We start from the raw sequence: 6,490 nt of genomic DNA, 5'->3' as shown, positions 1-6,490 counted from the left end.
CTGGTTGCATCTTTCGAGTCGTGATGTGAGAGGGCGTGGGTTTCAAGCCAGTGGGACGTGAGAGGGCGTTGGCCTCAAGCCAGTGGGATGTGAGCGGGCCTTGTCCTCAAGCCAGTGGGACGTGAGAGAGCGTGGGTGGGCTAGCCGCCGACGATTGCTGAGCCGATGAAGGGATCAACGGCCAGCGCGATGAAGAGCAACGTCAGGTAGCTGATGGAGCCGTGGAAGACCTTCATGGCACCCTTGTTGGAAACGTCGCCACCCTGCGCACGCTTGTACAATGCGTGGCTCTCGTAGAGGAACCAGGCTCCGGCAGCAACAGCCACGATCGTGTAGACCCACCCGGCCCCGCCCACCGGGATCATCAGCAGCGAGCAGGCAACCATGGCCCACGCGTAAAGAACTACCTGTACGGAGACCACCTTCGCGCCGGCAATGGCGCCGAGCATGGGAACCTTGGCGTTGCGGTAGTCCTCGCCGTAACGCATGGACAGCGGCCAGTAGTGAGGAGGCGTCCAGAGGAAAATCACCATGAAGAGTACGATGGCGGGCCATTCGACAGTGTTGGTGACGGCTGCCCAGGCGATGAGCACCGGGAAGCAACCGGCAGCGCCGCCCCAGACGATGTTCTGGGCAGTGCGGCGTTTGAGGATCATGGTGTAGATCACCACGTAGAAGACGATTGCACCGAGGCCCAACCAAGCAGACAGCGGGTTGGCGCCAAACCACAGGATTGCGATGGAGGCGGCACCAAGGATCCAGGCGAAGATCAGAGCTTCGCGGGGAGTCACTTCACCGGTGACCAGCGGACGTTTCTCCGTGCGGTGCATCAATTTGTCGATGTCGCGGTCGATGTAGCAGTTGAAGACGCCGGCGCTGCCCGCAGCGAACGCGCCACCAACGAGGGTGGCAAGGATCAGGCCGATGGACGGGAAGCCGCGCTGCGCAAAGATCATGGTGGGAAGCGTGCTGACCAAGAGCAACTCAATGACACGGGGCTTCGTCAGAGCCAGATACGCCTTGAACTTACGGGACATTCCGATGCTTCCCCGGGCCGGGGACGCGTTAAGGGGCGTATCAGTTGTGCTCACGGCGGCAGTCACTCTGTTCTATGCTCTGGGGTTCTCGCAGCGGCTGCCGTCCCTCAAACCGGGCGCATGAACCGCTGCTGGCCTCCAAATATCATACCGTGGCGGAAAGCGGCCCGATGTCCGCAAAATACGCCAATGTTTCCGAATCTTCACTCCTCCGCCGGGCCATAGTGATTCATATAAGGGAAATTCTGTCCAGTTAGTGGGATTCCCTGAGTTCCATGACACGTTTAGGGCTAAGCTGTTGAGCAGATCAGCACACGTTGACGATCCGGGAAACCGTATTCTTGGATATCCGTGCGTCTGGATGAGAGATCAACGTTTCAATGGTGAACGGCTGGTAGACACATTGCAGCGGGCGCCATCCTGTGCTTCCTGCGTGCCGTGTCCATACGCCTGCCGTCAGCACAGAGAGGGGCTCGGTTTTCGTGCCACATTTGGAAGAGCAAGAACTGTCATGGACCGATCTGGACAAGAAGGCTGTTGACACCGTTCGCGTGTTGGCCGCCGACGCCGTGGAGAAGGTCGGCAATGGCCACCCTGGTACGGCGATGAGCTTGGCTCCGGCAGCGTACCTGCTGTTCCAGAAGCTGATGCGTCATGACCCGAAGAACCCGGACTGGCTCGGCCGCGACCGGTTCGTCCTGTCCCCCGGCCACACTTCGCTGACCCTTTACATCCAGTTGTTCCTCTCCGGTTACGGCCTGGAACTGAAGGACCTCGAGGCACTGCGTACCTGGGGTTCACTGACCCCGGGCCACCCGGAGTACAAGCACACCGCCGGTGTGGAAATCACCACCGGCCCGCTGGGCCAGGGCCTGGCCTCGGCTGTTGGTTTCGCTTACTCCCAGCGTCGCCAGCGCGGATTGTTCGACGCCGATGCTCCCGCCGGCGAATCGCCGTTCGACCACACCATCTGGGTCATCGCTTCCGACGGTGACCTCCAGGAGGGCGTAACGTCCGAGGCTTCCTCGCTCGCCGGCCACCAGGAACTGGGCAACCTCGTAGTGATCTACGACGAGAACCACATCTCCATTGAAGATGACACCGACATCGCCTTCACCGAAGACGTCCTCAAGCGCTACGAGGCCTACGGCTGGCACACCCAGCGCGTTGACTGGACCAAGACCGGCGACTACGTCGAAGACGTCCAGGAACTCTACGCTGCACTGCTCGCTGCCAAGGCTGAGACGAACAAGCCGTCCATCATCTCGCTGCGCACCATCATCGGGTACCCGGCACCGAAGAAGCAGAACACCGGCAAGATCCACGGCTCCGCCCTGGGCGCCGAGGAAGTCGCAGCACTGAAGACCGTACTCGGCTTCGATCCGGCCAAGTCCTTTGACGTTGACGAAGAAGTTCTGGCACACGCCCGCAAGGTCCTGGACCGCGGCGCTGAGTCCCGCGCTGCCTGGCAGAGCTCGTTCGAGGCATGGCAGTCCGCCAACCCGGACGCCGCTGCCCTGCTGGAACGCGTCGAAGCCAAGAAGCTCCCCGTTGGCATCGACTCTGCCCTCCCCGTGTTCGAAGCAGGCAAGGACGTTTCCACCCGTGCAGCCTCGGGCAAGGTCCTGAACGCCATCGGACCGGTCCTGCCGGAGCTGTGGGGCGGCTCGGCCGACCTCGCGGAGTCCAACAACACCACCATTGAAGGCTCGCCGTCGTTCATCCCGACGTCCCGCTCAACGGACGCCTGGAAGGGCAACCCGTACGGACGTGTGCTGCACTTCGGTATCCGTGAGCACGCTGCCGCGTCGATCGTGAACGGTATTTCCCTGCACGGCCGCACCCGCGCATTCTCCGGCACGTTCCTGATCTTCAGCGACTACCAGCGCCCGGCCATCCGCCTCGGCGCGCTGATGGGTGTCCCGTCACTGTACGTATGGACACACGACTCCATCGGCCTGGGCGAAGACGGCCCCACCCACCAGCCGGTGGAACAGCTCGCCTCCCTGCGTGCCATTCCGGGCCTGGATGTTGTCCGTCCCGGCGACGCGAACGAGGTCTCCGCGGCATGGAAGGTCATGCTGGAGAACCACGAGAACCCGGCGGGCATTGTCCTGACCCGACAGAACATCCCCACCTACGCCCGCGGCGAAGGCGAAGCAAGTGGCGACACGTTCGGTTCCACCGCAGGTGTTGCCAAGGGCGGTTACGTGCTGGCCGAAGCCTCCAAGGACGGCGAAACCGTTGACGCGCAGGTCATCCTGATCGGCACCGGCTCCGAAGTCCAGCTCGCAGTCCAGGCCCGCGAAACCCTCCAGGCTGAAGGCATCGCAGCGCGTGTCGTGTCCATGCCGTGCGTTGAATGGTTCAACAAGCAGGACGAGGCCTACCGCGAATCGGTCCTCCCGGCTTCCGTGAAGGCCCGCGTCTCGGTTGAAGCCGGCCTCGCACTGGGTTGGCGCGAATTCGTCGGCGACGCCGGCCGTTCCATCTCACTGGAGCACTTCGGCGCCTCGGCTGACTACAAGCGGCTCTTCAACGAATTCGGCATCACTGCCGAAGCTGTTGCCGCCGCAGCAAAAGACTCCCTCGCAGACTCCAACGCATAACAGTCTGCTTCCCTCTCACAAGGAGAAAAACACATGTCTACAACTCCCACACAGCAGCTCTCAGACGCCGGCGTCTCCATCTGGCTTGATGACCTTTCCCGCAACCGCTTGGAGACGGGCACCCTGCAGAAGCTCATCGACGAGAAGAACGTTGTTGGTGTGACCACCAACCCGTCGATCTTCCACGCCGCCATCACTGCCGGCACGGATTACGACGCCACAATCGCAGCGCAGGCCGCGGCCGGTGCCAGCGTCGAAGAAACGATCTTCGAAATCACCACCACGGACGTCGCTGACGCCTGCGATCTCTTCGCTCCCATCGCCGCCGCCACCAAGGGTGTGGATGGCCGCGTCTCCATCGAGGTTGACCCCCGCCTTGCTTGGGATACCGCAGGAACCATCGCCGAGGCCAAGCACCTCTACGCCAAGGTCAACAAGGACAACGTCCACATCAAGATCCCGGCAACGCTTGAAGGCCTCGAAGCCATCACGGCTACGCTGGCCGAGGGCATCAGCGTCAACGTGACCTTGATCTTCTCCCTTGAGCGCTACCGCGCGGTCATCAACGCTTTCCAGTCCGGCCTTGAGCAGGCTAAGGAGAACGGCCACGACCTCTCCAAGATCCACTCAGTGGCCTCGTTCTTCGTGTCCCGCGTGGACTCCGAGATCGACAAGCGCCTTGACGCCATCGGCACCGATGAAGCCAAGGCACTCAAGGGCAAAGCCGGCGTCGCGAACGCACGCCTCGCGTACCAGGTCTACGAAGAGCTCTTCTCCACAGAGCGCTGGGCAGTGCTGGCCGAGGCCGGCGCGCTCCCCCAGCGTCCTCTGTGGGCCTCCACTGGCGTGAAGGACCCGGCCTACCCGGACACCCTCTACGTGACCGAGCTCGTCGCAGCAGGCGTGGTCAACACCATGCCGGAAAAGACCCTCGACGCCACGTTCGATCACGGCGTCGTTACCGGTGACACCATCACCGGCACCTACGACGAAGCGAACGAGACCCTCAACGCCCTCGAAGCCCTCGGCGTCTCCTACAACGACGTCGTCACCCTCCTCGAGACCGAAGGCCTCGAGAAGTTCGTAGGCTCCTGGAAGGAACTCCTCGCCGACGTCGAAGGCGCACTCGTCACCGCACGGAAGGCTTCCTAACCCATCATGAGCACAATCAGCTACGACGCCAGCGGTGCTGCCCAAGAGGCCATCGCCCAGCACATTGACAGCCTGGTCGAGGAAAAGATCGCAACCCGGATTTTCGCGAAAGACCACACTCTATGGGGTCCTGAAGCGGAGGCTGAGTCGGCGATTCGTCTCGGCTGGGTAGAGGCTGCCACCGTGTCCCAACCTCTGGTCGAAGGCATTCTGGAACTTCGCGATGCCCTCCGCGCCGACGGCGTCTCACGCATTGTCCTGTGCGGCATGGGTGGGTCTTCGTTGGCTCCCGAGGTCATTGCCGGCACTGCCGGCGTCGAGCTGACTGTTTTGGACAGCACTGATCCTGAACAGGTTAGTGCGGCCTTGGCGGACCGCTTGGCGGAAACAGCCATCGTCGTTTCTTCCAAGTCCGGCTCCACCGTGGAAACTGACTCCCAGCGCCGCGTGTTCGAGAAGGCGTTCAATGATGCCGGTATCGACGCCAAGAGCAGGATCATCATTGTCACCGACCCGGGTTCTCCGCTGGATAAGTCTTCCCGCGAAGCCGGCTACCGTGCAGTGTTCAACGCTGACCCCAACGTTGGCGGCCGTTTCTCGGCGCTGACCGCATTTGGCTTGGTGCCTTGCGGGCTGGCCGGCGTGGACATCCAGGCGTTCCTGGACGAAGCAGAAGAGGCTGCTGAGATCCTCAACGAGGACTCAGCTGACAACATCGGTCTGGCGCTCGGCATCGCCCTCGGTGGTACCACCCCGCTGCGCAACAAGATCGTCATCGCCGAGGACGGATCAGGCATAGTCGGTTTCGCCGACTGGGCCGAACAGCTTATCGCTGAATCCACAGGCAAGCTGGGCACCGGCGTGCTGCCGGTCGTAGCAGGCCCGGAATCCCCGGAAGCCTTGAACGGTGCCGAAGACATCCTGGTGGTCCGGCTGGTGGACGCCGATGCGGACGTAGAACTTCGTGAAAACGAGGTTGCCATTGCCGGTGGACTGGCCTCGCAGATGTTTGTGTGGGAGTTCGCCACCGCCGTGGCGGGTCGCCTGCTGGGCATCAACCCGTTTGACCAGCCCGACGTCGAGGCCGCCAAGGTGGCCGCGCGTGGCTTGCTGGATGCACGCCCCGAACCCACTCCAGCGGCCTTCACGGACGGCGCAGTGGAAGTACGCGGCGGCGAATGGCTCGGTAGCGCCTCGACGGCAAGCGAAGCCGTGCAGGCGCTCCTTGACCAGCTCGGCACGCACGGTTACTTGAGCGTTCAGGCCTATCTTGACCGCATTTCCCATGCACCGCTTGAAGGCATCCGCGACGAACTCGCCGCCGTCAGCGGGCGTCCGGTGACGTTCGGTTGGGGCCCGCGGTTCCTGCACTCCACTGGCCAGTTCCACAAGGGTGGACCGGCCATCGGGGTGTTCCTGCAGGTCACTGCAGCATCCTCCACTGATCTTGAGATCCCGGAGCGGCCCTTCACGTTCGGTCAGCTCATTGCTGCCCAGGCCTCGGGCGACGCCCAGGTCCTGGAAGGCCATGGCCGCCCGGTATTGCGCCTGCACCTCACTGAGCGCGCTGCGGGCGTAGCCCAACTCCAGGAAGTCGTCGCTGCGTTGGCCAACCAAGCCAGCGCACTCGAAAGCTAAGGCACAGAACCAAACATGCCAGAAACTGAAAACGGCAGGAAAAACGCCGGTCTC

General features: G+C 62.6%; 4 protein-coding genes. 3 read left to right on the top strand and 1 reads right to left on the bottom strand.

The genetic code is table 11. The annotated features are described in order from the left end of the window. Positions 1-140: 140 nt before the first annotated feature. Positions 141-1,103, bottom strand: coding sequence for a heme o synthase (locus tag AC6CH8_RS22755; RefSeq protein WP_091470646.1), 963 nt, complete (start codon positions 1,101-1,103; stop codon positions 141-143). A 416-nt stretch (positions 1,104-1,519) separates the two neighbouring features. Here AC6CH8_RS22755 and tkt point away from each other — a divergent pair, with 416 nt between their 5' ends. Genes tkt through AC6CH8_RS22740 form a run of 3 tightly spaced genes read left to right on the top strand, consistent with a single transcriptional unit; the run spans position 1,520 to position 6,436 of the window. Next, complete coding sequence (gene tkt / locus AC6CH8_RS22750) at positions 1,520-3,646, top strand: transketolase (protein WP_498192455.1); 2,127 nt, start codon at positions 1,520-1,522, stop codon at positions 3,644-3,646. Between the two features lie 33 nt (positions 3,647-3,679). After that, positions 3,680-4,798 (top strand): transaldolase, encoded by a 1,119-nt coding sequence (gene tal, locus AC6CH8_RS22745; protein ID WP_091470643.1) that lies wholly within the window; start codon positions 3,680-3,682, stop codon positions 4,796-4,798. A gap of 6 nt (positions 4,799-4,804) precedes the next feature. After that, the gene (locus tag AC6CH8_RS22740; protein WP_498192454.1) at positions 4,805-6,436 is read left to right on the top strand and encodes a glucose-6-phosphate isomerase; all 1,632 of its coding nucleotides are present in this window, start codon (positions 4,805-4,807) and stop codon (positions 6,434-6,436) included. Positions 6,437-6,490 lie beyond the last annotated feature (54 nt).

Source organism: Paenarthrobacter sp. GQ52 (assembly GCF_059759005.1).
Note: the sequence above shows the minus strand (reverse complement) of the source record. Positions and strands in the feature narration are given on the sequence as shown.